Genomic DNA, 25,175 nt, shown 5'->3' with positions numbered 1-25,175 from the left:
CGTACACGATATGGACACCTGGTTAAAACGAATACGCCCTGATGCCAACCAATGGAGCCAAAACGCGATCATCGTCTGCATGACCATCGCGCTGTTGTTCGCCATCCTGCTGCCGCTTGGTGAGCTGGTAATCAAGGCAGTTACGGATCAGGACGGAAACTTCATTGGGCTCATGCACTTTGCGAATTACTTTTCGACCCCGGCCCTCGTGATGTCATTGTGGAATTCCATTAAGGTGTCGACGGTCACGACGATCATTGCCGTTACCCTAGGCTTCGGATTTGCTTACGCACTGGAGAGAAGCGCGATTCGCGGCAAATGGTTTTATCGGTCTGTTGCGCTCTTGCCGCTCTTCGCGCCCTCTATGCTGCACGGCTTGGCGCTGACCTACTTGTTTGGCAATCAAGGGCTGATTTCTACCGGATTTTTTGGGCTGTTGCCGGAATTCCGCATAGAGCTCTACGGGCCTATCGGGATTGTGATGGCGGAAGTACTCTATACGTTTCCGCAGGCGTTTCTGATGCTGTCGGTGGCACTCGCAAGTGCAGATTACCGGATGTATGAAGCGGCAGAGACGCTCGGGGCATCCAAGTGGCGCAGATTTTGGACGGTCACGGTACCGGGTACGAGGTTTGCGCTGATCAGTGCCATTTTTGTCTGCTTCGTCTTGACCTTTACCGACTTCGGGGCTCCCAAAGTGGTCGGCGGGCAGTACAACGTGCTGGCGACAGATTTGTACAAGCAGGTTATCGGGCAACAAAACATGCAAATGGGTGCGGCCGTTGGGGTGCTGCTGTTGATACCGGCTGTGATTTCATTCGTGATCGATCGCATCTCCCAGCGTAAACAGAGCGGTTGGTTGAGCGCGAAGTCCATCCCTTACCGAATTGAACGCAACAAACTGCGGGATGGGTTGTTTTACGTGCTTTGCTCCGCCGTGTCCGCTGTGATTATTAGCATTATCCTGGTTGCTATTTACGGCTCCCTTGTAAAAGTGTGGCCGTACAATCTATCTATTTCCTTTGCGCACTACGAAGACTTTTTGGATAGCGAAGGGCCGTTTGTGACGAGCTTGCTTATCGCGTTTGCCACGGCTTTGATTGGCACAATCGCTACTTTTTTGTTCGCGTATCTCATCGAGAAGTCGCGCGGGCATCGTCTGCTGCGTCAGTCAGCGTATTTTCTGTCCATGCTGCCGCTTGCATTGCCAGGACTCGTGCTCGGTTTGATCTACGTATTCTTTTTCAACAATCCGAATCAACCGCTGCACGGCATTTACGGCACGATTTGGATCGTCATTTTGTGTAACATCGTTCACTTCTACTCGGTTTCCTTCCTGACGATGACGTCCGGTCTGAAGAAGCTGGATAGCGAGTTCGAAGCTGCATCGGAATCGATGAATGTGCCTTGGTATCGGACATTGCTGCGCGTTACAGTTCCGCTGTCATTGCCGACGATTTTGGAAGTATTCCTCTACTATTTCATCAACAGCATGGTGACAGTCTCGGCCATTATTTTCTTGTATGCACCGGATCTGAAACCGGCTGCGGTTGCGATTGTGAATAAGGAGGACTCAGGCGATATCGCGCAAGCTGCTGCGATGTCTACGTTAATCATCGTGGCGAATCTGCTGGTACGTACCGCGATCATGTGGATGTCAGGCAAGATTCAGAAAAGAACGGATGCGCTTCTTGTCAGGACGAAAGAGTAAAGCCAAATCCGATTCAAAATGGAATGCAGGTGGGAAAAAGATGCCCGACTTACTTGTTAACAACAAGAGATATACGGTCAAAGCGATTTTGTTCGATAAGGATGGTACTTTGCTGGAGTTTGTGCGGCTCTGGGGGTACTGGAGCGAATCCGTACATCGTCATTTTGCCAGCCAGCTACCCCAGCCGGCCCAGATCGCTCCTCTTGCAGAGCTGTGGGGAACTGTTCACGACGAAGACGGGCACGTATGCGACTACAGCATCAATGGTCCGTTAGCGATGGGCTCAACTGGCGATTTGCTTGCGATCCTGGCATGGCAGGGATATCGTCAGGGACTATCGTGGGGAGAATCCATGCGACTCGCTAGAGAGTGCAAGGAGCGAGCTTATCAGGATATGGAGCAGACTCGTCCTGCCTATCCCATTCCGGGGCTGATCCCGTTCCTCGAACAATGTCGCGACCACGGCATGTTTATGGGGATTGTAACCGCAGACGAAACAGAGGAAGCGATCAAGCATATGGAATGGATGGGTATTCGCTCTTATTTTCCAGTCATTATCGGGAATGATCAGGTAGAGCGTGGCAAGCCTTATCCGGACATGGTGGTAAAAGCTTGTACCCAATTGGGCTTGAAGCCGAGAGAAGTCGCTGTCATCGGCGATACGAGCGGCGACATACGCATGGGGAAAAGTGCAGGGGTTTTGGTGACCATTGGGATTGTGAGCAAGGAAGACTCGTCTGACCGTATGCAAATCCTGGAAGAAGCAGAAGCGGTGATTTCCTCCTATGCGCAACTGAAGGTAGAGGCATCACGGCATGAATGAGGGGATCGGGTGGGGATGGATTCTCCTCACATTCGCTATTCTGTTGGAGCTAGCAGGTACGACTTCGATGAAGCTATCTGCGGGTTTTACCAAGCTGTGGCCATCCATTCTGATGTTTCTGTTGTACGGTGCCAGCTTTACTCTGCTTAATTTCGCACTCAGCTATATACAGGTCGGAGTCGCATATGCGATCTGGTCTGGTGTCGGGATTGTTTTAATTACATTCGTCAGTATTTTCTTATTCAAAGAAATGATCAATCTTCAGCAAATGCTTTGGATGTCACTCATTGTGATTGGTGTCATTGGTCTGAAAGTCAGCAGCAAGGTCGTGTAAAAATCATCAGTCGGACTCTATCAATCTGATCGAAATGGGGTGTGCGTTTATTATGAAAGTGATAAACAAAACGATGTCAATGGTACTGGGTGTTACGGTTGCCTTCATGGGAATGACTCAACCTTTTATGATCCAAGGCGTTCAGGCAGCAGGAGAGCAAACCGTCACGATGGACAAGCAAACCTATTTGTATGGTCAACCGATTTCCTTGGCGTATACAGGAGCTTCTCTGAAGGATTGGATCGGACTGTATAAAGCAGGTGCCATTCCACAGGGAAGCAATCCTTCTCTCACTTGGCAATACACGAGTGCAAGCGGTCAGCCAAATGGTGCGATGAGCTTTACGAAGTCATTGCCAGCAGGTGAGTACGAGGCGCTGTACATGCAAAATGACGGCTACAACATTTTTCAGCGGGCTCCTTTTTCGATCATTACCTTGAATCCTCCTGCGGGCATTACTTTTGTCGATACGGATGACGATGCAGACCAGATCGCAGGCGATGTGAAAATTAAAATCCCTGCTGATCCTGCGAATGTGACTCATTACAATCTGTACTGGGGAAATGATGTCGGAAAGCTGCCAGGAGAGCCGATTATCGCACAAGTGCAGCCCCCAACTATGCCTGGTGAAACGGATGCGACCTATACAATCCCAGCTAACACGGTCATCCCAAAGGGCGCGACGAAGCTCCTCGCTTACTCGGATTCAACTGCTGGTGAAACGACTGCGAGCGCAGAGTTTACGATCCCGGGAATGGTGAAAGAGAAGCCACTGGTCAGCTTTGAAGTCATCACTGACATGCATGTGCAAACCAGCAAGGATCACGTTCATAATAAAAATCTCGAAGATGCCTTCAAAGATATGATTGCACTGAATCCGGACAGTGACGGACTCATGACCATCGGGGACAATACCGAGAACGGAACCGAAGCGCAATATATGGAGCTGGCCCGGATTTTTAACACGTACAAGGACCAACTCCCGGAAACGTATTTTGTGCAAGGGAACCACGATGTTCGCTGGGGGGACTGGACGCAATTTTCCGAGCTGTTCCACAAGTACACCAACATGAAGTCCAGCTACTACAATGTGTGGATTAATGGCTACCAATTCATTTTCCTGGGCACGGAAAAAGGGTTAAAGGACTACTCGTACTTATCAGAAGCCCAGTTGAAATGGCTGGACGAAAAACTATCCGAGTCTGAGGGCAAGCCGACCTTCATCTTCCACCATCAACCGTTGAAAAATACGGTAGCAGGTGCGAACGTTGGCTATCTTAAAAGCAATTACTGGTACGGTGTCAGACAGGATAAGGAAATGAAAACGATCTTGTCCAAGCATCCAGGGGCCTTCCTGTTCAGCGGACATACGCATTGGGAGCTGGGTGCGAAGGATACGATGTACAACGCCAAATACGCTACGATGTTTAACGCGGGTGCTACCTCTTATTTGTGGACAGACGCCAATACAGGCAAGGACGGAAGCCAAGGCTTTTTCGTGGAAGTGTACGAGGATAAAGTGCTGGTAAAAGGCAGAGATTTTAAAAACGACACATGGATCGCCAATGCGCAATTCGAAATCGATCTTTCCGAGAAAATACCAGTAGTAGACCCGGCTACCGACCCGGATTTGACTATCAGCAATCCTACCGTTCATATGGTCAAAGAAAAATATCTGCCAACAGAAGCTGTTGAGGTTGCTTATACCAGCTCTGTACTAGAAGACTGGATCGGTATTTTTCCTGTGGGAACCAAGCTTGGGAAAAATGTTAAACCAATCGCGATGCAAAAAACGAAAAGCGTCAAGCAGCCGGATGGAACGATTTCGTTCAAGGATTTGAATTTGGCTCCTGGCAAGTACGATGCCGTTTATGTCGGGGAAGCAGAGTATCGAACAGATAACGACAATCTGGAGCTGGGCCGCGTCACCTTTACCATTATCGATGAGACGCAGGCACAAGCACCACAGGCGGTATCCTTCACCGATGCGGACACGAACAAGGGCGTGATTGGCGGGGATGTCACGATCACTCCTGCGGCAAATGAATCGAACATTGACGAGTATGTACTTTACTGGGGCAGCGATGAAGGCAAGCTGTCCGGGCAATCTGCAATCGCATCTGTAGCCAAGACAGGCGATAAGGTCGTCTACGCGATCCCGAATGGTACGGCGATCCCGAATGGCGCGACGAAAATTATCGCTTTCTCCAAGCAAAAGGACACAGAGTCCGAGGACTTTGCCCAAACATCTCTGAAGGATGCGTTTACCCAAGTACCACCAGTCACACCACCAGTAGATCCGCCTGTACTCACGCCAGATGAGCAGTTGCGCCAAGCCAATCGCGCTGCTGCTGAGGTGATTAAGAACGCGACAGATGAGGATGTAGTAGAGAAGCAAGCAGAGAATGCGATCAAGCAATTGTCCAAGCTGATCAAGGACGACCAGCTCAGTGAGTCTACGCATCTTGCTTTGGTTTCCGATGCAACGGATACTGTGTTGGCCGCGATGGTTTCCAAATGGAAAGAGGATATCATCGATGAGGATCAAGTGTTAGAACAGACCTACTCGCTGTTGAAGGATGCTTTCTTGCCAGTGGTAGATGAGATCGAGAAAAACGATCAAGAACAATGGGAACAAGCAGTCAAAGTCATGGCTCATATAGCAGAGACGACGATTGCCAAGCTGGATAAAGACGATCTCTCTGAAAAATGGGTGAAAAAGCTGAAAGAACCGATCGCGGAGCTTTTGACACAAGTCAGCACAATTGAAGCAGACGATAGCGAAAATACGGAGAAGGTAGTCGCTCAGATCGAACGTTTTGCCCAAGCAGTAGAGACACTCGAGACAGCACTGGACGAGCAAGCATCACTGTTTGGTTTGGAGAAGACAATCGAGATTCGCATGGACGGTACTCGTCATGAAGTGCGTGCAGCGAAAAAATCGAAGGAAGAAGAAAAATCTTCGCTGACACTAAGTGGTGATATCGTAGATGCATTGGCACAAAAACAAATCAATGTAGCCTTGGTGAACAAGGATGACGCAGGTGTGTGGCTGTCGAGCGAGCTTCTCGAAGAGCATGACGGTGCGGATATCCACGTCGAGATATCGAAGCCGGACGACATCAAAAAGCCTTCGAAATCTGGCAATGCCAGCGACATGTACGAAGTTGGCCTGAGAGCAGACAACAAGGAATTGAAGCGCTTTGACAGCGAGACTGTCCGCATGATTCTGCCTTACGAGAAAAAGGATAAATATTTGACGGCTCAGCATTATGATGAAGCGGAGAAAGTATGGAGCAGCCTCAAGACTTCCAAAGGAAAAACAGTAGAGGTTATCAAAACGGGAAACCGCGCAAGCTTTGATATCGAAAAGCCGGGTATCTACATGGTAGCGAGTGCAGGTCTGCAAAGCGTGAGAGTTACGCCAAGCAAAGCAACACTGTTGCCAGGAGAGAATCTCCAGCTTCAAGTAACAGGATCGTTCTCGAACCGCACCAGGCAGGATCTGACCGATGGCGAGAGCGGAACGGTTTATGAATCTGACAACGATAGCGTCACTGTTGATGAAAACGGCTTGATTGAGGTTTCCGAGGATGCGCGACCGGGCAAGAAATTTACAGTCAAGGTGACAAACGGAGAAAAATCGTCCAAAGTGACCTTCTCGATCGCGGAAATCAAAAGTATCAATCTATCCACCAAAAAGAGTTCAGTGAAGCCTGGTGATACGGTTCAAATGATCGTGTGGGCTAACATGACAGACCGCAGTGGACGAGAAATGACTAAGGAAAGCACAGGAACTACTTACCATGTAGTAGAGGAAGAATATGCGGTGATTAGCGAGGATGGTCTGGTAACAGTCCATGAGGATGCACCAGAAAAAACCACGTTGACGATTGTTGCCCAGAACGATGGTCATACGAGCGAGTACAAGTTAAAAGTGAGAAAATAGAGGTACCGATTTACGAGGAAGAGCCTGACCAGTGATGGTTGGGCTTTTTTTTTCTGTCCTGAAAATATTTATCCAACCCTTGTAAGAAAAAAACCGATCTTTTCATAGTAAAGGTAGAATGATTGCTGGACAGTATAAGTGAACGGATTGTCTGGTGATAGAAATAGGAGGGAGCGACAGTTCATGGAGGATGATCAAGAGCCGAACGATTTGATTCTCAACCTGAAAGTAAACAGAGTGGACCTGCAAGATGAAGCTTCAAAAGAGGAAGAAGAGAAGGTCAAGCCGACTTACGGAAGCTGGCACTTGAAGGTTCCTGTCTCACTGGAAAAAAGCAAGTCGGCAACCCAAACGATTCCACTCAAGAAGACGTATACCTCGCCGCAAGGATTTATCCTAGTGGCTGACCGACTGGTGCTGACACCGATGGAATCGAAACTGATTCTCTCGTCCAAAATGAATGAGCAAGAGCTTGCCCGCATGGAGTCGAGAGTGCAAGCAGGGGTAAAAGTCTACAATTCGCTCTACCGGGATAAGGTTACCGCCCAAGAGCTATGGGATTTCTTTGGGGAGAATACGACAGTCATGTGGGAAATCGTCGATGAGAAAGGCAAGGTTGTGATGGATACGAACGGGGCAGATGGCGAGTTTTATGGACCGATTGAACCAAACAAAAAACTGACGTATCGTACTGTCTACATCGAGAAGGCAGAACCATCCGATCTGCTCCTGACTTTGGAGCTTTGATATGGTGAGTCCAGCGCGTTGAAGATTGTCCTTCATAAATTGGCGTGCAGCAGATCATGCTACTACTGACAGCTCATTCCCGGCCATTTCCTTTCATGGTAAACTGTCATGTAAGTGTCATGCTTCATCCATTCTTACCTACTAGGTGGTACATACATGCGGTCTATATGGAAGATTTACAAAACGGACTGGATTAACATTTTCAAGGTCCCGACCGGGATTTTTCTGATCATCGCCATCATTCTCCTTCCTTGTTTATACGACTGGATCAACATCAAATCAGTATGGGACCCTTACGCCAATACGCAAGGTGTCAAGGTGGCGGTGACAAGCGAGGATCAGGGAGCCACGGTTGGCGATCAAAAGGTCAACATCGGAGACGAGCTCGTAAAAAGCTTGCATAACAACCAGAAACTAGGGTGGACCTTTGTGGATAAAGAAGAGGCCAGACGGGGCGTGGAGCGGGGCGATTACTATGCCAGCATCCTGATTCCGGCTGACTTTTCCACAAAAATCACGGGAATTGTCCATGGCAACCTGAACAAGCCCGAAGTGATCTATACGGTCAATGAAAAAGTGAACGCCGTCGCACCCAAAATCACCTCGTCAGGTGTTTCAGCGATTGCCAAGCAGATCAACGAGAGTTTTACGGAAAGCGTCAGTGAAGCCTTGCTGACGAAGCTTACAGAGATCGGCATTAAAATTGAAGAGCAATTGCCGACCATCCGCAAAATCGAGAGTGGCGTTTTCCAACTGGAAAAGAACCTGCCCGAGATTCGTGCCGCAGGGCAAAAAGTATTGGAGATTGAACAGAAACTTCCTGAGATTCACGAGAAAGCGCAGATCATTCTGGAAGTGGAAAAAAGAATCCCCGAGATCAATCAAGCTGGGCAGGCCGTGCTCAAAATTCAGCAAAACTGGCCGAAAATCAATGAAGCGGCGTCTGTCATTATCGCGATGGAAGACAAGCTGCCGGTGATTGAGCAAGCCGTTGGACGAATAGAAGAGCTGGATCAAAATTTTGATAAAGTCGCAAACGCCGTGACTACGGCCACAGAAAAAGCGAGTCAGGCCATTGAGATCGTTTCGGCTGCTCAAGATGCGTTGCCGCGTATTGCTGATCTGACTGACAAGGGCGCGGCTGTTGCCGATCAGCTCAATGACTTTTTTGCGAAGCATGATGGTGCCTTTGAAACGATTGCACCGCTGATCAAGCAAAATCTCATCTTAGCCCAGCAAGCATCAGATGCGCTCACACAACTCACAGACAGGCTGTTGCAAATCAATCCGGATCGCCTGCCTACTGCGAGTGAGGTAAATGCCGTGAAAGACAGGTTATCCAGAGCTGTGAATGTTTTGGGGCATACCGCATCGCTCGTAGAGAAAGTAAACAGTTATATTCCTGGACAGCCATTGAGTCATTTCACAGAGAGGCTGCGCACGATTGAGAACAGAATGAACCGGCAAATCGAGATTCTCGGCATGATTGCAAGCGCGCTGGAAAACGGCAAGCAGCCAGCGAAAGACTTAGTCGAGAGTCTGAATCAGCTCTCGAAAAACACCAGCGCGGAATTGGGAGACATTCTGTCCCGTTACGATAGCGAAATCGTCCCGAAAGTATCCGAGGGCATTGATAGGCTGAAGGTGATCACAGGAGAATCTGCCGATCTACTGCATAAGGCCCAAGAAAAACTCCCGGATATCGAAGCGATTCTCCAAGAGACAAAAACGGGCTTGGAGCTGGGATTGGCAGAATTGAAACGTATCCAGCAGGAGATGCCACAAATACGGGCGCAGGTCCACGAGCTCGCAAAAACGCTCAGAAGCAAGTCGGATGCTTTTGCAAATGCCATTCGCGTAGCAGCGCCATTCCTGAAGGGCAATCTTCCTACAATCGGGAAAAAGCTCGATGAGGCAGCGGCATTTGTCCAGAACGATCTGCCCAAAGCGGAGGCGGATTTGACCAAGCTGGCTGATTTTGTGCGCTACAAGCTCCCGGAGGTGGAGGCAGGAGTCCACAGAGTTGCTGCATTGGTTCGCGATGATCTGCCTAAGCTGGAAAGTGCCATTGGGCAGGCAGCAGACAAGCTGAGAGAGGTCGAGGCGAACAACAACTTCGCCGACCTTGCCAAGCTATTGCGCGGCGACATAAAAAAAGAGAGCGAATTCCTCGCAAGTCCCGTGCAGATCAAGGAAAACCGCCTCTACCCGATACCGAATTATGGTTCAGCCATGTCACCGTTTTACGGTGTGCTCTCTCTTTGGGTAGGTGCGACCTTGTTGATTTCCTTGCTGAAGCCGAATGCGGAAAATCCAGACGGAGCGTACAAGCCATATCAGTTGTACCTGGGTCGCTTGGGAACGTTTGCGACCATCGGGCTGCTTCAAGCGTTGTTCGTCACGCTCGGTGATATTTACATTCTGGGGGCCTATGTAGCGGATAAAGCTCCGTTTGTGTTATTCGGTATGCTGATCAGCCTGGTGTTCGTCACGATTACGTACACGCTGGTGTCCGTGTTCGGCAACGTGGGCAAAGGCATAGCGATCATCTTCATGGTTTTCCAATTTTCCAGCTCGGGCGGTACGTTCCCGATCAGCATGACTTCACCGTTTTTCCAAGCACTGAACCCATACATGCCTTTCACGTATGCGATCAGCCTGTTGCGTGAAGGGGTGGGCGGCATCCTCTGGGAAACAGCGATCCGGGATATACTCGTACTATTCGGCTTTATCGGTATCAGCCTGTTTGTGGCGCTCGCGCTGAAGCGTCCGTTGAGCGGAATCATTGAAAAGTCGATGGAGAATGCGAAAAAGACCAAGATTATTGGGTAACGGACACCTTTTAAGGTGTCCGTTTTTCTTGAACAGGCACGGAACGAGTCGCCAGTCGTGCAGCAGATGCCAGCCCCAGTAGAACGATGAACGTCTGAAGGAGCAGGGAAACGGTAATACCAACAGAAAGTGAAAATGCATAGGCGGTCATCACGGATATGATGGCTCCTCCCACGCCAATGACAATCGCTGGTGTGAACGTATCAGCGATAGATATTTCAGCAGATACTTTTCCTTCTTCACCAGGCTTTGCAAGAGAAAACGCAATGGCACCGCTTGTCGGGTGAGCCAAACCGATTCCGAAGCCCATAATGATCTGGCTAACAATCGCGATCATGATACCGAAAAGGTCTTGTTGAATCAACGTCAGCGGTACAGTGCAAGCGACTCCGATGAGCATAATGACGAGACCGATGATAATTCGTTTTTTTCGACCGGCCCCTTGGTCTTTTTTGTCCAGCTTCGCTTGTACATTGGCTGCCAGCGACCAACTGATTGCTGCGGAGGCAACCGCTAAACCAGCTTTGTCGGCGGTTAATCCTAGAATCGAGGTGAGTCCCAGGACGAGATACGTTTGTGTGCCGTAATAGGCAGCGACAAAAAGCCCCCGGGACGCGATGACAGCAGGTAAGCCCGGACGTGCGAGGAGCGTTCCTTTAGGCATCAGCTTATACAATGGGACACTGAGGGTGAGCAAACCCGCGATGGATAGCAGGAAACCGTAGATCGAGGGAATTTTGCCGAGTCCAAAAAGCAAGGCACCAGTCCCTAGGGCCAAGAAAAAAGGCAGAAGAAGACTACGATTGTTGGCCGCGCTTGCTTTTGGCGGCTGTAAGCCTCGGAAAGAGGGCGTGGTTAAGAGTGCAGACAGAAAGATAAAGGGAAGGATCAACCAGAAGACATATCTCCACGACAACTGTTCCGCAATAATCCCAGCAACATACGGTCCGAACAGCCCTGGAAGGATATAAGCGCTGGAGAAGACAGCAAGAATCTGAGGGCGAAGGGAATCAGGGTAACGCAAAGTAATCATGGTATACACGCAATTGACCAGGGCACCGGCTCCGAATCCTTGCATCACTCGCCCAAGCAGTAAAGTAAGCATATCTGGCGCGATTGCAGCGACTACAATGCCAAGAGCAAAGAGGACGATCGTGACAATAAAAGGCTGGGCAGGACCTTTTCTATCGACGAATTGACCTGTGACTACGGTTCCAATCAGTTGAGCCAACAAATAAGCGCTGAATACCCACCCATAAAGATCCTCACCCTGCAGCTCTCGGGAAAGACCGGGGGCGATTGTCGTGACAGCCAAGCCTTCAAATGCTGTAGCAGTCACCACAAGAATAATACCAATCGTCAACGCTCGGTAACGCGTGCTCCAAATCCCTTCTGTGCTCATTATTTTCACTCCTTTTTTGTATATAGTTTGCTTCGAAAGTTGTTATAAAAACTGTTGCTACAACAACTAATTATATACAAAAAGTGACATCCTGCAATGGTTTTTGTTTTTACAAGTTTTTTACGTTCTCATAAATGATATTGAGTGTTCTGCGAAATTGGTTCACTTCTTCTTCGGTCAATCCTGCAATGGTTTTCTCGTACGCTTCAATGGAGGGAGGAAGGACCTCGTCTTTTAAAAGTCGTCCTTTTTCCGTCAGATAAACACGAAGGGAGCGGCGATCCTTTTTATCTGTTTCGCGATGAATGAACCCTCTTTCTTCCATGAGAAAAAGCATCCGCGCGATATTCGTTTTATCCTTGTAAGTGCGTTCTGCCAACTCGTTCTGGGTCAGACCTTCTTCTTCCCATAACACGACAAAAATCATCCACTGATCGATGGTGATGTTATACGGATTACATACTTTTTGGTAATAGTTGTTCAGTTTTAAATCCGTTCGTTTCACGATGACGCCGATATACTCATCCAATTTCATTGCGAAACCTCCTAGGTTAGGCAGTCAGGGCAACTGTTGATAAGACAACTATAAGGATGGTTCCGACAAGTGTCAATTTGCAGGGCTGATGTATTGGACGCATGAAAAAGCCAAATTTGCTCAAAATAACAGCGGGATTCAATACTTATCAAAAAGGAGAAGGAATAGATGACTCCAATGCTCAGGAAAGTAACCGTGTTGATGATTTGCGTGGCATTACTTGGTGTGCCGGGTATGGCAGCAGCCAAGGAATCACAAGGAAATGTACAGCAGGCAGAATGCATAAAGCCGAAAGAAGTAAAGCTTCAGGGTGATATGCGCAGGCTCTGGATCGACCATTTGCTGTGGGATCACACCTATATGGTCAGCGCCTTGGCAGGGCTGGAAGACAAAGACGCCGTTCAGGCACGTCTCTTGAAAAACCAGGTGGATATCGGGAACGCAATCAAGCCGTATTACGGAGAGGAAGCAGGTAAAAAGCTTACCGAATTGCTGACGGCTCATATTACCATAGGCGGCAAAATCATTGACGCAGCCAAAAAAGGTGATCAGGCTGCTGTGGCAAAGCTCGATAAGGATTGGCACCGGAATGCGGATGAGATCGCCAAGTTCTTGAGCAGTGCCAACCCCAATTGGAACGAGAAAGAACTAAAAGAGATGATGTACACGCATCTGAAGCTACTCACTGATAATCTCCAGGCCAGATTGAAAAAAGACTGGGAAGCGGATATTGCTGCGTTTGATAAAGGTGAGGATCATATCATCTCATTCGCTGATGTGCTGACAGCAGGCATCATTAAGCAGTTCCCGAATCAGTTCTAACAACAATCCCAAAAAGTACGCCAGCTCCTGTTGCATTCGGAGCTGGCGTTTTTCTTATTTCAATAGACGCTTGATAATCTCGTTCGTCACAGAGGGAACCACTTCTGTCGAATACGTAATCTCCATCCGTTCAAAACGGTTATGCGCATCGTACCCATACGGACCGATGTTGATGCAAGGTACATGGATGTCCCGAATGTCCTGATACTCGACGTAATGCTTGCTTCCCCAGCTCGGGTTGTTCTCTTCGATCGCGAGAATGCCTTCCTCATCGTCTGAGAGTGCCACACAGCTCATATCGCAAACGTACGGGAAAAAGTTGCGCGTCACGATTGGGTGTGCATAATCCGGCTGGACAGCCGCAACGGCTTGTTCTAATGCCTTTATCAAGTTTTGCTCCCGTTCGTCCTTGCCAATGAGCTCGATGCGGGGAGAGTAGAGTGAGGAATAGAACAAGATGATAGCGGGGCTTCTGTCCTTCATCCACTTGACCTCCTCCTCAACCACACGAGCCGAGAACATGCGTACATCCAAGGATTTATCTTGCAAGAGGGCCTCTTTAAACTGCTTCATGTGCGAGAGGAAGGCGTCCCCATGCTCGGCGATCAGCTCTTTTTTCATATCCTCGTAGATCAAAACTCGGGTCTTCCAAGGGAGTGGAGTCCAAGCTTGCCCGCTCTTCTCACAGAAGCGGCGATGACGCTCACGCAACAGAGTCAGCGCGTTTTCGAAAGCGATCTCGGCTTGCTCCTTTAGTAGTGCCAAGACTTGCTTTGGAGACCAGGAATGGATGAAGAAATTGTAATAGACGTAGGCTGACAGGGCGGTCTGGATCGTGTAGGTCGGCTTGAAGTCTGTCTGCTTCAACGATACAGGCGGCACAGGTGTCTCGCCGTAGGCTTCGTCGCACAGGTCAGGATTGTAACTAATCTGGCGAGTCAGCTCTGCGGCGATAAAGTTGGGATCGAGTCCCTCGAAAGCAGAGCCCGCATGCGTCTCGTAGCCCGTGATATAAAAGGAGGGCAGCAGCTTGCCGACAGTACCCTTATAGATATAGCGATTCGGGTCCCCATCGTAGCGCGGGGCGACGAAGTCGGAGTTAATCAGCGCGATATAGTCAAAATTGTGCTCCTCCCGCCATTTTTTCAAGTCCTTCAAGGAAGAGAGGACGCCATGCGAGCTATCTTCTTCGTCGCATTCGGCAAGCAGCATGAGATTGCCCGCCAGTTCTTCCGGGTGCTCGGAATAGTACTTCAGCAAGTAAACGTGGCTCGCTACGCCGCTTTTCATATCGAGCACGCCACGCCCAAAATGCCAATCACCTGACTCTAGCTGCTCACTCACCAGTGCAGGCAGTGGCTCGTTTTTCAAGGCGTCCATGAGTGCAGTTGGATGGCAAGCTTTGTCCTTCAGGTGGATGTAATCCTCGATGCCGACCGTATCCGTGTGCCCCATCAAAATAACGGTTTTGGCGCTTGGCTCCTTGGTTCCTCTGACAAAAGCGAGGACGTTGTAGCGCTCCACCTCGTCGTTGACCGTGCGGGAGAGAATCAATTGATCTGGATGCTTTTGAAAATAGGGGAATGACTTCAGATGCTCGTATAGATGGGTAGCAACGGCGATTTCTCCGGTCGTGTTCACGATACTTTCAATGCTGACTAATTCATCGGTCAATTGCAGGATCGATTCACGGCTTTGTAGCATGGGTTCCACCTCGTCTTTGGCTTACAAAATTTGTTGTAAAAACCGCTTGGTACGTTCATGCTTCGGATTCGTGAAAAGCTCATGGGGATGGGCTTCTTCGACCATTTCTCCGTCCGCTAGCATAATGACTCGATCAGCTACCTCGCGGGCAAAGCCCATTTCGTGTGTTACGACGACCATTGTCATGCCATCGCGAGCGAGGTCTTTCATCGTAGCGAGCACTTCGCCTACCAACTCAGGGTCCAGGGCAGAAGTAGGCTCATCAAACAGCATGACATCCGGCTCCATCGCCAGGGCACGGGCAATCGCGACACGCTGCTTCTGCCCGCCGGAGAGCTGCTCGGGATAGGTGTTTGCTTTGTCTGTCAGTCCGACGCGCCTTAATAGCTCCATGGCTTTTGCGGTCGCTTCCATCTTGGTTTTCCTTTTGACGTAGATCGGTGCTTCGATCACGTTTTCCAGTACGGTCATATGCGGGAACAGATTGAAATGCTGAAAAACCATGCCGACATGCTCGCGTACTTTGTTCAAATCACTGTTGTTGACATCGATGACCTGATTGTTGATCTCGATATCGCCTTTGTCTTTTATTTCCAGAAAGTTCAGGCATCTTAATAGCGTGCTTTTTCCTGACCCACTCGCTCCGATCAGCACAACCACTTCTGATTTTTGAATCGACAGCGTGATGTTTTTAAGTACATGCAGGTTCCCGAATGACTTGGCCAGATTGCGTACCTTGATCATGCTGCCACCTCTTTTGGTTTTGGAGTGCTGACGGACGCCCTGCCAGTATCGAGACGTTTTTCCACACGGTTTAAAAGAAAGGAAAAGATGGCGACGAGTGCGAGGTAATACAGTCCGACGACGAAATACGTTTCAAAAGGCATGAAGTTCTCTGCTTGTGCAGACAAGGCACGGTTAAACAGCTCTGTAACGGCAATGTACGCGACGAGTGAAGAGTCTTTTAATCCGATGATGAACTGATTGCCAAGCGGCGGAATGGCACGTTTGAAGGCTTGTGGCAAAACAATTCGACGCATCGCCAGGCTGTACGGCATCCCGAGTGAACGCGCTGCCTCCATCTGTCCACGGTCAATCGATTGGATGGCTCCCCGGAAAATCTCGGCAATGTAAGCGCCAGAGTGGATGCCAAGCGCGAGTGCACCTGCTGTAAAGTCAGAGAGCACGATGACACTGGATATTCCGTAGTAGAGGAACATGAGCTGGACGATTAACGGCATGCCGCGCACGATAAAAATATAGGTGTCGGCCAGCTTTTGCAGGACGATAATCCCGGATACTTTGAAAAAGGCGAAGACGAGTCCGATCACAGAGGCCATCGCCAAGGATACAGCCGTGAGCGAAACGGTAATCCAAGCGGCCTCTAAAAAAGCTTTTCCATGAATCGTAAATATATCAATGATACTGGTCACAAAACCCATGGCTGCTCAACCTCCCACGTTATTTCAACAGGTTCGATCCGAACCATTTCACGCTGATTTGCTCGTAGGTGCCGTCTTCAATCATGGCTTTGATGGCTTCATTGATTTTTTTGGTCAGCTCAGGGTTGTCTTTGGTTACAGCGATCGCAATGTTTTCCTTGTTCAAAACCTCGCCTGTCGCTTTGATTTTCAGGCCTTGATTCTTGATCGCAGAGGTGCCAACGACACGGTCTGTAATTACGGCGTCGACCCGACCGGGGACCAGATCCTGCAAGGCGTAGATGTCTGTGGGATAGCCTTTTACTTTTGTCTTATCCGTTAAGGTTTCGGCTACCTCCTTGTGAGTGCTTGCCTGGACGACACCGATGACTTTGCCTTGCAGATCGTCCTGCGTTTTGATCGAGTCATTGGTCTCGGCAATGAAAATTTGCCCGCCGGAGATGTAATAGGGCTCGGTGAAGTCTACTTGCTTGGCACGTTCTTCTGTGTGCGTCATGCTGCCGATAATGGCATCGTATTTGCCGCCCTTCAGCCCTTGCAGAATCGTTTCCCACGGATTGGTTACGGGATTGGCTTCGAGTCCGATCCGTTTGGCGATCTCATTGCCGATCTCCACATCGAATCCGGTCAGTACGCCATTCGTGTCTTTGTAGTTGAGTGGCTTGAGCAGGCCGCTCATCGCAAATGTCAGTTTTCCTTCATGGACGAGCTTGAGTTTCACATCAGAAGCAGGCTGTTCTGGTGTAGTGGAGGGAGTAGAGGGAGTGGTGGAAGCGCTTGCATTTGTTGGCGATTGTGGTGGGGCGGCATTGGAAGCACAGCCTCCCAAAATAGAGAGCACGAGCGAACTTACCAAAAGAGCGACAGGAAACAAACCTTTCTTCCTCATGCGAGAATCCCCCTAACAGATATGGTGTGCAAATCGTCTTGCTGACCCAGCTAGGAAACAAAAAAGTGTGCTGCCTCTAGAGGAAAAGGGGGAGGGCGTACGTGCCGCCCTTGCCCCTGGATGAACTAATTTTGTGCCGTCTTTTTCAGATAAGCTCTCCAAGTGATGCACCATTGATCAGGATCATCGAGTACGGACTCTAGGACACGGTGACCTGTACTATTGTGCGGCGCTGTTTTGACGATCTCCGGATTCTCATAGGCTTCTTGTGAAATATGGGTCAGTGCCGCAATGTACTCGTCGAGCTCTGCCATGGAGTAAGACTCCGTCGGTTCCAGTGTGAACGGCTCTGGCACAACGTACGGGTGGTGACTGGTCCAGTAATGGTGGGCAAAGTCGATCATCCGGCGCTGAACATCGTATGTCGTGATGCCGGTGTCTTCTTTTAACTGCTGCCAGCTATAGCGAACCTGCTCCAGGCGGCGGCCTTGTATATAGGGTGCGCTCGCACCGCGGATTTGCAGGATTTTGTGATAGAGATAGTTGTTGTTGAGGCAAGCGATTTCAGCAACTTCTTTCAAGCCGTCAGCACCAAGCGCCCGGACCCAAGCGTAGGAGCGCAGGACAGCAGGTGGTACGCCGTAAAAGCTGCGGACTTTCCCGATGCTGTTTTTCAGGTCACGCTTATAGAAGTAACGCTCTCCGTCGAAGTCTACGATCGGTCCTGGCAGGAATGGCGCAAGCTCGGCAGTGACCCCGATGGCACCTGTTGCAGGTCCACCGCAAGCGTGTGGGACGGAGAAGGTTTTGTGCAGGTTAAAGAAGCACATGTCAAAGCCTGCTTCCAGCGCGCGTGTAATGCCGAGCAAGCCGTTGGCGTTTGCTTGGTCGTAGCAGCACAGCCCCCCTGCGGCGTGAACGACGTCTGTGAACTCCTTGATGCGGGAGTTGTAAATGCCTGTATCCTCTGGATTCGCTACGGCAAAGGCGGCGGTACGCTCCGAGACGAGGCCCTTTAGCGCTTCCAGATCAGGGTAGCCGTTTTCGTCAGCAGGTACATAAATGATTTTGAAGCCTTTGACTGCTGCCGTCGCGGCTTGGGACGGGTGGGAAAAATGAGTGGTAATAAACTCGTTGCGCTGCTCTCCTTCGCCACGAGATTCGTGGTATTTGCGCACGATAGAGGCTTGGGTAAACAACGCCTGTGTGCCGCTGCCCGGTTGGAACGAGAATTTGTCCATTCCCGAAATCTCGCGCAGGTACAGATCGAGCTGATACGTCATCTCCAGCATCCCTTGGACAGTGGATTCGTCTTGCAGCGGATGCAGCTCCGCCATTTTCGGCGAGCGCACGAAGCGTTCATTGATTTTCGGGGAGTATTTCATCGTGCAGGTGCCTTGCCCGATTTCTACGTTGAAATCCGACCCCAGCACTTCCTGCGAAATGCGGGAGTAATGACGGATCACGCGGTACTGACTGATCTCGGGAAGATTCGGCCGTTTTTTCCGCCGCAGGCTGTCTGGTAGCTGAGAGATGCCATCGCCTACGGTCTCCACGATTTGTGGCTCGACAGGTGGAACCTCGACGCCACGCTCGCCGGGCTGGCTCAGCTCGAAAATGACAGGCTCATCCCACTTTGCTTGGTGGAAGCGGCGTACCTTATGGTCTCTCGGAATTCGTTTCATTTTGCCGATTGTTCCTTCGGATGTTTTCATGGGCGGTTTCCTCCTTTTACACGATGTTTTTTATTGCGGCAACGAGTGTATCAATATCCTCCTGGGTGTGAACCTCCGTGACGCAGTAGAGTGCACATTGACCCAATTCCGGGTAGTGTTCAGTCAAATCAACTCCGCCGAAAATTCCTTTGGCGAGAAGCGCAGCGTTGATGTCTTTGACGGTTTTGCCTGTTTGCGAAAAGTCGATCACGAACTCCTTGAAGAAAGGAGCGGAGAATTTGGCCTCTACGCCGGGAATGGAAGAGAGCTGCTTGGCGGCGTATTGGGAGCGCTGCATGATGCCTTGCCCGACTTCTTCCATGCCCACGGGTCCCATCGTCGCCAAGTACACGCCTGCGGTAATGCCCCATAGCGCGGTTTGCGTTCCGACGGACTCCTTGCCTTTTTCGCGTTTGGCAAAAGAGGTGCGGTCGTACGCGACGTCTCCGAAGCCGTATTCGCCTTCGACCTCTGTCGGAGCGATTCCGAACAGGCGGGACGGATATTCCATGACGTAGGTCGGATCGTCATGCGTCGCGATAAAGCCGGATTGCCCACCGCCGTAATGCATGTGTACGCCAAGCGGCTGCAAATCTCCGCAAACGATGTCCGCGCCGTAATTCGCCGGAGATTCCATCACGCCAAGAGAGATGGGATCGACGCCGACTACGCAAATGGCACCGGCTGCATGAGCCAAGTCCGCAATCATCTGCCCGTTTACTTCCACAGAGCCGAGGAAGGTCGGGTTTTCGAAGTAAACCGCTGCTGTATCTACACTGAGCTTTGCTTTTAGATCATTTAGGTCAAGTCTGCCTGTTTCGTTCTCAAAGTCGATCAAGGTGACGGTAAGATCAGGAGACGTGTAGTTTTTGATGATCAAGAGCTTGTCGGGATGGATATTTTTCGAGACCAAAAGCTCTGTACGGTTGGTAATGCGTGCTGCCATGCGCAGAGCAGTCGAAGCGGCCTGTGCCCAGTCAAAGGTCGGAACATTCACGACATCCATATCGACCAGCTCAGCTACGAGGCTTTGATACTCGAACAGCGCCTGAAAGCGCCCTTTGTCTTCGTAAGGCTCGCCAGCATACGCCGTCACGAACTCTGCGCGGGAGTTGATTTCATCACAAACAGCCGGAACAAAATGCGGCCAGCAACCTGCGCCGAGAAAGCTGATATTTTCTTTTGTGGTTTGGTTTTTGTTCATCAGTTGGTTGACGTGGCGCTCCAGCTCGTATTCGGTCAAAGCTTTCGGGATGTTCATTTTTTCTTTTAGGCGCAGCTCCCCGGGAATGTCCGCATAGATATCCTCGATGCTGGAAAAGCCGATTTCGGTAAGCATTTTCTCTTTGACTGCAGGTGCAGAATTCGGAATATACGGGTGGGCATAACGCTGTACGCTCATCACATGGTTCCTCCATTTCTTCGTTGGAATATTCAGTCGAAATAACGATGCATTAAGCCAAACCGCCGCCGTCGACGACCAGTACGGAGCCCGTGACCCAAGATGACAGATCGCTGGCAAAGAACAGGACGGCATTGGCAATATCTTGCGGAGAACCGAGACGCTCCAGCGGACGCCCTTGGGCGGAGGAGACGAGGAATGCTCCTTCTTCTTTTTCAAGCTGACGCGCTTCTTCACGCAACAGAGGTGTGTCGGTATCGCCGGGTGACACGCAATTCACACGGATGTTTTCCGGACCGTGGTCAATCGCCATTGCCCGTGTCAGATTGACGACGCCTGCTTTTGCCGCGCAGTAGGCCGCCGCCTTGTCACCGCCCTTGATGCCCCAGCCAGAGCCTGTGTTAATAATGCTGCCTCCTCCTGTTTTCGCCATGACAGGAATGACGAATTTGGAGAGGTTGTAAGCCCCCTTCAAGGAGACATCGACGACCAGATCCCAATCGTCCTCTTCCAGCTCGACGACTGTCTTTCTTCTGATCACGCCTGCATTGTTGAACAAAATATCGATGCGACCGTAAGCTTCCTCGATCGCTTGCGTTACTTCACGACAATCCTGTTGGGAAACTACATTGCATGTAAAATAACGGGCTGCCCCGCCATCCGCTACGATTTCTTGTGCCGCCTTTTCCCCGAGCTCCTCGTTGATATCAAGCAGCATGACGTTTACTCCGAATTGGGCCAGTCGTTGCGCTGTTGCAAGTCCGATACCGGAAGCAGCGCCTGTCACCAAGGCTACCTTTCCTTGCAGATTGAATACCTCGTTCGTGTTTACCATGGTTGATCACTCCCCCTAGTTGAAAAGTTTATAATGCAATCACTGTGCCAAGTGTGGAATGAACCTCGCGGGGTAACATGCTCCATGCTTAATCGTAAAAAAGCTGATTTTACGAGGTTCCGCCTGTGTTTTGTACCGTCATGACAGTGACAAAAGTGGCAATAAGTTGTCATTATTGGCAAACATCAGTGGCAAAACGTTTGTGAACTATCTAAATATTTCGTAAAATGGAGAGCAAGGACAATAAGTAGGGAGGATATCCATGGTTTCGTTGGATCTGTGCAAACCAGCCATCGAAAAGGTCATTACAAGCATTTCAGATATATTGAACGTGGATGCTGCGGTAATTAACGAGCGAGGCCTCTTGGTCGTGAGTACAGAGCGCTATTTGAAACAAAAAGGCGAAAATGTGCATGTGCCCTCGATTGAATTCGTGTTGGCAAAAGGTCAGTATGTGGTAGACAAACCCGGCTCCATGGAAATGTGCAAAGGATGCCGTTTTCTCGACAGTTGCCCCGCCAAAGTCGAGCTGCTCTCCTCTATTAAGGTAGCCAATCATGCAATCGGGGTCGTTTCCCTCACATCCTTTACGAAGGAAGGTCAAAATCGCCTGTCCAAGCATACAGAGAGATACCAGCAAATCCTGACAGAAGTCAGCGAGATGATTACGGCGATTGTACAGTCCCATGCGACGAGACAGATCGAATCGTCTGATGACTCTATACGGCTGTTGGAGGGAGCGCTGGATACCGTTGCCGATGCGTATTTCACCTTTGACCGAAGTGGCAATGTCATTCACACGAACGCCAGCGCACGTAGACTGCTGTCCCAGCATGAGCTGCTGCCAGCGGAGATTTCACGGATGCTGCTGCCGTCGTTATCCGGGATGGCTGCGCATTCCTTGCCGATCGCCAATTGTCTCGTTGACAAGCTGGATGCTCCGACCGAGGCCACTCCGATCATTGTCAACAATCAGCTCATTGGCGGCGTGCTTCGCGTGCAGAGGGGATCGTTAACCGTTCCACGTTTGATCGATCATCAAGGGAGCCGTTCGTCTGGCAAAACGGATAGCCTGGCTCAAATCGTGGGAAACAGCCCAGCCATCAAACAGGTCAAAGAAATGGCGATGAAAATCGGTAACAGCAGCTCTACGGTACTGATTACCGGCGAAACAGGGACAGGCAAAGGACATCTGGCAAAAGCGATTCACGAGGCAAGCACGCGAGCATTCTATCCGTTTGTCGCGATCAATTGCGCCAGCATTCCGGAAAATCTGTTCGAAAGCGAATTGTTCGGATACGAGGACGGTGCGTTTACCGGAGCCAAAAAGGGAGGAAAGCCAGGGCGGTTCGAAATGGCAGAGGGAGGTACGCTTTTTCTGGATGAGATCGGCGATATGCCACTCTCGTTGCAGGCCAAGCTGCTGCGAGTCTTGCAGGAGAAGGTCGTGGAACGCATCGGCGGCACGCGGTCGTTTCCCATCAATGTACGAATCATCGCGGCGACGAATCAGAACCTGGAGGAGCTCGTGGAGAAAAAAGCGTTTCGTGCCGACTTGTTCTATCGGTTGAACGTTATTCCGATACACGTCCCGTCACTCACAGAGCGCAAGGAAGACATCGAGCTCTTGGCCGTTTCATTTATGGAGAAGTACGGAGAGCAAGCAGGACGTACCTTCTTCGGAATAGCTCGGGAGGCCATCAACCTGCTCACGCACTATCACTGGCCGGGCAATGTGCGGGAGCTGGAAAACGCCATTGAGTACGCCATGAACATGGAGCAAGACACGGTTTTGACTGCGGACAGCTTGCCTCCGCGCCTTCGTACTCGTCCTACAGTGGCTCCTTCGCATTCAGGTCCAGCTATCAAAGCAAGGGTCGCCGATGCACAAGCGGACGCCATTCGCGCTTCGCTGCAAAAGCACGGCAGCGATTTGAAAGGAAAGCAGCGGGTAGCAGAAGAACTCGGGATCGGGCTTCGCACCTTGTATCGGAAGCTAAAGCTGCTCGATATGTAAGGCATTCGGGGAGGAGCTTGGTGTAAACTTGAGGAAGATACGATGTGGGAGGAAGAAGCATGAGTGAGCTGAATGCCTTATTTCGGAAAAGAATCGGCATGCCAGAAAATGAAACGATTACCTTCGATACATTGGATCGCCTCCTTGATCTGACAGCATTGGCGATTCCTTTTGAAAACCTGTGCATTGTGGAAGAGCGAACGAGCGTAATCTCCAGACAGTCCGTCATGGAGAAGCTACTGGTCAGAAACGAAGGTGGACTTTGCTACGAGCTCAATCCGATGCTCTATTTCTTCTTGCTGGAAAATGGCTTTGACGCCCATCTGACTCGCGGAGTTGTTTATAGGCATGACGTTGGCGAGTATTACACGATTGGTCGGACGCATGCCACGATTTTGCTTACACATGAGGGACAAACGTATTTGCTCGATACGGGTTTTGGTTCGAACCTGCCGTTGAAGCCTGTTCCGTTAACCGGAGAGACCGTCTCTTCGCGCAATGGTGAGTTTCGGATCAAAAAAGAACAGACGGAGTACGGCGATTATGTACTCGAAATGAAGCTCCGGCACAAGGATAAGGACTGGAGGATCGGCTATACGTTTGATTCGCAGAAGCTGGTGACGGATGAAACGGAATTAAACGAGATTCAGACGATTATCGCTGACCATGAACAGTCACCGTTCAACAAAAGCCCTTTGCTTACGCAGTTGACAGAGAGAGGTAATGTTACGTTGACGAGTACGTCCTTTACGCAATGGGTGGATGGAGTCGTTACCAAAGAGGAAATCGACAATGCGAGATTCAAAGAGCTGGCGAAACAGCGTTTTGGGTTGTAACAAATCATGAACAACGTATGGCTGCTCAGCTTCGTCAGTTTTTTCACAGACATGGGTACATACATGGTTACCCCGTTAATTCCGATCTTTCTTGCCTCTTCGGGTCCGATGATTATCGGGATCATCGATGGAGTTTCCGAGGCTCTGACCAGTCTGCTCAAGTTCGTCTCAGGTTATGTTTCCGATCGTTCCAAGAAACGAAAATTGTTAGCCATACTAGGGTATGGACTATCCGGGATCGGCAGGATAGTCCTTGTAATAGCCAGTTCATGGGTGGGTGTTTTTGTCTGGAAGCTGATCGATCGTACCGGTAAGGGAATACGAACAGCTCCTCGCGATGCGATCATCTCGGAAGCAGGAGGAAAACGAAAGCAAGGACGCTCATTTGGCTTGCATCAAATGATGGATATGCTCGGGGCGGCGATTGGAATCGGCATCGCATATCTCCTATTAACGATGGATGGAAATAAAGACTTCCAGAGTGTTTTCTTGTATTCATTGGTTCCTGTCGCCATTGGCTTCTGCCTGCTCTTTGCCATCAAGGAGAAGCGGGAAAATACGAAGGTTATTTCGCGTGAACCGAAAACAAAGCCGAGCTGGAAGAAGTTAAATCGTGAGACCAAGCAATTGCTTTTGATCATTATGCTGTTTACGGTTGCCAATTCGTCCAATTCTTTTTTATTGCTGCGAGCAACTGATCTCGGGATTTCTGCTACGAGTGTATTGTTACTGTATTTAGTCCTTCATTTGGTTGCTTCGCTGTTTTCCTATACATCAGGTGCCATTTCCGATCGGTTCGGACACAAAGTCATTTTAACCGTTGGCTATATCCTATATGGCTTCGTATATATTGGGTTCGGAATGGTGAACTCGATAACAGGCTTATGGTTGTTATTCATTCTGTATGGTTTTTATATCGCGTTGACGAAGGGAATAGAAAAGTCATTGGTTGCGTCTTCTGCACCGAAAGATTTGAAAGCAACATCACTGGGTATGTACTCGATGGTTACAGGAATCGGTTTGTTGCCTGCATCCCTTCTTACCGGTTGGGTATGGCAAGAGTTTGGCGCGGCGACCTCTTTTTATCTGAACGGTTGTATTGCCTTGGTGACTGCACTTATTCTGTACAAGGTGCTTTCAGGTAACAAACAAGATTTGTCTACGAATCAATAAGCGTAAC

19 protein-coding genes are annotated in these 25,175 nt (G+C 49.9%); 10 read left to right on the top strand and 9 right to left on the bottom strand.

Annotated elements, in window-relative coordinates; genetic code table 11:
• Positions 1 to 10 precede the first annotated feature (10 nt).
• The 6 genes from ASG16_RS05335 (at position 11) to ASG16_RS05310 (ending at position 10,396) form a co-directional block, all read left to right on the top strand.
• Positions 11 to 1,711, top strand: a complete 1,701-nt coding sequence (locus ASG16_RS05335; protein WP_056488995.1) for a putative 2-aminoethylphosphonate ABC transporter permease subunit — start codon at positions 11 to 13, stop codon at positions 1,709 to 1,711.
• A 40-nt stretch (positions 1,712 to 1,751) separates the two neighbouring features.
• Positions 1,752 to 2,534, top strand: a complete 783-nt coding sequence (locus tag ASG16_RS05330) for an HAD family hydrolase (protein WP_056488996.1) — start codon at positions 1,752 to 1,754, stop codon at positions 2,532 to 2,534.
• On the top strand, positions 2,527 to 2,868 hold the full coding sequence (locus tag ASG16_RS05325; RefSeq protein WP_056488998.1) for a DMT family transporter: 342 nt from the start codon (positions 2,527 to 2,529) through the stop codon (positions 2,866 to 2,868). The genes ASG16_RS05330 and ASG16_RS05325 overlap by 8 nt, the downstream gene beginning before the upstream one ends.
• A gap of 52 nt (positions 2,869 to 2,920) precedes the next feature.
• A complete protein-coding gene (locus ASG16_RS05320; protein ID WP_056489000.1) occupies positions 2,921 to 6,817 on the top strand; it encodes a metallophosphoesterase in 3,897 nt (1,298 codons plus the stop codon).
• Between the two features lie 183 nt (positions 6,818 to 7,000).
• Positions 7,001 to 7,564 (top strand): hypothetical protein, encoded by a 564-nt coding sequence (locus ASG16_RS05315; protein WP_056489001.1) that lies wholly within the window; start codon positions 7,001 to 7,003, stop codon positions 7,562 to 7,564.
• A gap of 156 nt (positions 7,565 to 7,720) precedes the next feature.
• A complete protein-coding gene (locus ASG16_RS05310; protein WP_056489004.1) occupies positions 7,721 to 10,396 on the top strand; it encodes a YhgE/Pip domain-containing protein in 2,676 nt (891 codons plus the stop codon).
• A 10-nt stretch (positions 10,397 to 10,406) separates the two neighbouring features.
• Here ASG16_RS05310 and ASG16_RS05305 read toward each other — a convergent pair whose 3' ends face one another.
• Positions 10,407 to 11,798, bottom strand: coding sequence for an MFS transporter (locus tag ASG16_RS05305; protein ID WP_056489006.1), 1,392 nt, complete (start codon positions 11,796 to 11,798; stop codon positions 10,407 to 10,409).
• A 109-nt stretch (positions 11,799 to 11,907) separates the two neighbouring features.
• A complete protein-coding gene (locus ASG16_RS05300; RefSeq protein WP_056489008.1) occupies positions 11,908 to 12,333 on the bottom strand; it encodes a MarR family winged helix-turn-helix transcriptional regulator in 426 nt (141 codons plus the stop codon).
• A 168-nt stretch (positions 12,334 to 12,501) separates the two neighbouring features.
• On the opposite strand from ASG16_RS05300, the gene ASG16_RS05295 reads away from it, so the two are divergent.
• A complete protein-coding gene (locus tag ASG16_RS05295; RefSeq protein ID WP_056489009.1) occupies positions 12,502 to 13,155 on the top strand; it encodes a hypothetical protein in 654 nt (217 codons plus the stop codon).
• Positions 13,156 to 13,209: 54 nt separating this feature from the next.
• Here the strand turns inward: ASG16_RS05295 and ASG16_RS05290 are convergent, their stop codons facing one another.
• From ASG16_RS05290 to ASG16_RS05260, 7 genes are all read right to left on the bottom strand, one after another.
• On the bottom strand, positions 13,210 to 14,859 hold the full coding sequence (locus tag ASG16_RS05290; protein ID WP_056489011.1) for a M20/M25/M40 family metallo-hydrolase: 1,650 nt from the start codon (positions 14,857 to 14,859) through the stop codon (positions 13,210 to 13,212).
• A gap of 21 nt (positions 14,860 to 14,880) precedes the next feature.
• Positions 14,881 to 15,603 (bottom strand): amino acid ABC transporter ATP-binding protein, encoded by a 723-nt coding sequence (locus tag ASG16_RS05285; RefSeq protein WP_056489013.1) that lies wholly within the window; start codon positions 15,601 to 15,603, stop codon positions 14,881 to 14,883.
• The gene (locus tag ASG16_RS05280; protein WP_056489015.1) at positions 15,600 to 16,301 is read right to left on the bottom strand and encodes an amino acid ABC transporter permease; all 702 of its coding nucleotides are present in this window, start codon (positions 16,299 to 16,301) and stop codon (positions 15,600 to 15,602) included. The genes ASG16_RS05285 and ASG16_RS05280 overlap by 4 nt, the downstream gene beginning before the upstream one ends.
• A 19-nt stretch (positions 16,302 to 16,320) precedes the next feature.
• Positions 16,321 to 17,190, bottom strand: coding sequence for an ABC transporter substrate-binding protein (locus tag ASG16_RS05275; protein ID WP_056489017.1), 870 nt, complete (start codon positions 17,188 to 17,190; stop codon positions 16,321 to 16,323).
• 125 nt (positions 17,191 to 17,315) lie between these two features.
• Positions 17,316 to 18,905, bottom strand: coding sequence for an aminomethyl-transferring glycine dehydrogenase subunit GcvPB (gcvPB, locus tag ASG16_RS05270; protein ID WP_056489019.1), 1,590 nt, complete (start codon positions 18,903 to 18,905; stop codon positions 17,316 to 17,318).
• Between the two features lie 16 nt (positions 18,906 to 18,921).
• On the bottom strand, positions 18,922 to 20,307 hold the full coding sequence (gene gcvPA / locus ASG16_RS05265) for an aminomethyl-transferring glycine dehydrogenase subunit GcvPA (RefSeq protein WP_056489021.1): 1,386 nt from the start codon (positions 20,305 to 20,307) through the stop codon (positions 18,922 to 18,924).
• A gap of 52 nt (positions 20,308 to 20,359) precedes the next feature.
• On the bottom strand, positions 20,360 to 21,142 hold the full coding sequence (locus tag ASG16_RS05260) for an SDR family NAD(P)-dependent oxidoreductase (protein WP_056489023.1): 783 nt from the start codon (positions 21,140 to 21,142) through the stop codon (positions 20,360 to 20,362).
• Between the two features lie 262 nt (positions 21,143 to 21,404).
• Between ASG16_RS05260 and ASG16_RS05255 the strand changes: the two genes are divergently transcribed.
• From ASG16_RS05255 to ASG16_RS05245, 3 genes are read left to right on the top strand one after another with little or no spacing between them, the layout of a single operon-like run.
• A complete protein-coding gene (locus tag ASG16_RS05255; RefSeq protein WP_056489025.1) occupies positions 21,405 to 23,159 on the top strand; it encodes a sigma-54 interaction domain-containing protein in 1,755 nt (584 codons plus the stop codon).
• Between the two features lie 59 nt (positions 23,160 to 23,218).
• Positions 23,219 to 23,995: an arylamine N-acetyltransferase family protein gene (locus ASG16_RS05250; protein WP_056489027.1), complete on the top strand. Its 777-nt coding sequence runs from the start codon at positions 23,219 to 23,221 to the stop codon at positions 23,993 to 23,995.
• A gap of 6 nt (positions 23,996 to 24,001) precedes the next feature.
• Positions 24,002 to 25,168 carry an MFS transporter gene (locus ASG16_RS05245; RefSeq protein WP_056489029.1) on the top strand — a complete coding sequence of 389 codons (1,167 nt, stop codon included), beginning with the start codon at positions 24,002 to 24,004 and terminating at the stop codon, positions 25,166 to 25,168.
• Positions 25,169 to 25,175 lie beyond the last annotated feature (7 nt).

The sequence above is a fragment of the Brevibacillus sp. Leaf182 genome (assembly GCF_001423865.2).
Lineage (GTDB): Bacteria > Bacillota > Bacilli > Brevibacillales > Brevibacillaceae > Brevibacillus > Brevibacillus brevis_C.
The sequence above is the reverse complement of the archived record's forward strand: the minus strand, read 5'-3'. Positions and strand labels throughout refer to the sequence as shown.

What these genes read in the sequence shown, in the direction of transcription:
- ASG16_RS05335 (WP_056488995.1), top strand. Translation starts at nt 11, where the DNA reads ATGGACACCTGGTTAAAACGAATACGCCCTGATGCCAACCAATGGAGC.
- ASG16_RS05330 (WP_056488996.1), top strand. Translation starts at nt 1,752, where the DNA reads ATGCCCGACTTACTTGTTAACAACAAGAGATATACGGTCAAAGCGATT.
- ASG16_RS05325 (WP_056488998.1), top strand. Translation starts at nt 2,527, where the DNA reads ATGAATGAGGGGATCGGGTGGGGATGGATTCTCCTCACATTCGCTATT.
- ASG16_RS05320 (WP_056489000.1), top strand. Translation starts at nt 2,921, where the DNA reads ATGAAAGTGATAAACAAAACGATGTCAATGGTACTGGGTGTTACGGTT.
- ASG16_RS05315 (WP_056489001.1), top strand. Translation starts at nt 7,001, where the DNA reads ATGGAGGATGATCAAGAGCCGAACGATTTGATTCTCAACCTGAAAGTA.
- ASG16_RS05310 (WP_056489004.1), top strand. Translation starts at nt 7,721, where the DNA reads ATGCGGTCTATATGGAAGATTTACAAAACGGACTGGATTAACATTTTC.
- ASG16_RS05305 (WP_056489006.1), bottom strand. Translation starts at nt 11,798, where the DNA reads ATGAGCACAGAAGGGATTTGGAGCACGCGTTACCGAGCGTTGACGATT.
- ASG16_RS05300 (WP_056489008.1), bottom strand. Translation starts at nt 12,333, where the DNA reads ATGAAATTGGATGAGTATATCGGCGTCATCGTGAAACGAACGGATTTA.
- ASG16_RS05295 (WP_056489009.1), top strand. Translation starts at nt 12,502, where the DNA reads ATGACTCCAATGCTCAGGAAAGTAACCGTGTTGATGATTTGCGTGGCA.
- ASG16_RS05290 (WP_056489011.1), bottom strand. Translation starts at nt 14,859, where the DNA reads ATGCTACAAAGCCGTGAATCGATCCTGCAATTGACCGATGAATTAGTC.
- ASG16_RS05285 (WP_056489013.1), bottom strand. Translation starts at nt 15,603, where the DNA reads ATGATCAAGGTACGCAATCTGGCCAAGTCATTCGGGAACCTGCATGTA.
- ASG16_RS05280 (WP_056489015.1), bottom strand. Translation starts at nt 16,301, where the DNA reads ATGGGTTTTGTGACCAGTATCATTGATATATTTACGATTCATGGAAAA.
- ASG16_RS05275 (WP_056489017.1), bottom strand. Translation starts at nt 17,190, where the DNA reads ATGAGGAAGAAAGGTTTGTTTCCTGTCGCTCTTTTGGTAAGTTCGCTC.
- gcvPB (WP_056489019.1), bottom strand. Translation starts at nt 18,905, where the DNA reads ATGAAAACATCCGAAGGAACAATCGGCAAAATGAAACGAATTCCGAGA.
- gcvPA (WP_056489021.1), bottom strand. Translation starts at nt 20,307, where the DNA reads ATGAGCGTACAGCGTTATGCCCACCCGTATATTCCGAATTCTGCACCT.
- ASG16_RS05260 (WP_056489023.1), bottom strand. Translation starts at nt 21,142, where the DNA reads ATGGTAAACACGAACGAGGTATTCAATCTGCAAGGAAAGGTAGCCTTG.
- ASG16_RS05255 (WP_056489025.1), top strand. Translation starts at nt 21,405, where the DNA reads ATGGTTTCGTTGGATCTGTGCAAACCAGCCATCGAAAAGGTCATTACA.
- ASG16_RS05250 (WP_056489027.1), top strand. Translation starts at nt 23,219, where the DNA reads ATGAGTGAGCTGAATGCCTTATTTCGGAAAAGAATCGGCATGCCAGAA.
- ASG16_RS05245 (WP_056489029.1), top strand. Translation starts at nt 24,002, where the DNA reads ATGAACAACGTATGGCTGCTCAGCTTCGTCAGTTTTTTCACAGACATG.